Origin of the sequence: Corynebacterium sp. HMSC069E04 (genome assembly GCF_001813175.1) — a bacterium.
GTDB classification, from domain to species: Bacteria; Actinomycetota; Actinomycetes; order Mycobacteriales; family Mycobacteriaceae; genus Corynebacterium; species Corynebacterium aurimucosum.
The window spans coordinates 1-910 of record NZ_KV811647.1; the positions used below are offsets into that span (position 1 = coordinate 1).

Annotated in this window: 1 rRNA gene; it reads right to left on the minus strand. The window is 53.6% G+C overall.

The features are described from left to right. Positions 1-910, minus strand: a 23S ribosomal RNA gene (locus HMPREF2896_RS03805); the annotation flags it as partial.

Here is a 910-nt window from a genome sequence, read left to right on the forward strand (position 1 = left end):
AAAAAAGTTTGCCGCGGCTTCGGCGGTGTGCTTGAGCCCCACTACATTGTCGGCGCAGGACCACTCGACCAGTGAGCTATTACGCACTCTTTCAAGGATGGCTGCTTCTAAGCCAACCTCCTGGCTGTCTTCGCGATCCCACATCCTTTTCCACTTAGCACACCCTTAGGGGCCTTAACCGGCGATCTGGGCTGTTTCCCTCTCGACTATGAAGCTTATCCCCCACAGTCTCACTGCCGCACAACACAATTGATGGCATTCGGAGTTTGGCTGACATTGCTAAGATTGTAGTCCCGCTCAACCAACCAGTAGCTCTACCTCCACCAAGCTACATGCGACGCTGCACCTAAATGCATTTCGGGGAGAACCAGCTATCACGGAGTTTGATTGGCCTTTCACCCCTACCCACAGCTCATCCCCGCAGTTTTCAACCTACGTGGGTTCGCGCCTCCACAGCATCTTACTACTGCTTCACACTGGCCATGGGTAGATCACCCCGCTTCGGGTCCAGGACACGCCACTAAAACACCCCATTAGGATTCGGTTTCCCTACGGCTACCCCACACGGGTTAACCTCGCGACATGCCGCTGACTCGCAGGCTCATTCTTCAAAAGGCACGCCATCACACAACAAAAAGTGCTCTGACGGATTGTAAGCACATGGTTTCAGGAACTATTTCACTCCCCTCCCGGGGTACTTTTCACCATTCCCTCACGGTACTCATACACTATCGGTCACACTGAGTATTTAGGCTTACCGGGTGGTCCCGGCAGATTCACAGCAGATTCCACGAGCCCGCTGCTACTCGGGCAACCCAACAACCCATGCATTGCAGCCTTCAACTACGGGACTATCACCCTCTACGGTAGGCGTTTCCACACCACTTCACCTAACAACAACACACAAGCA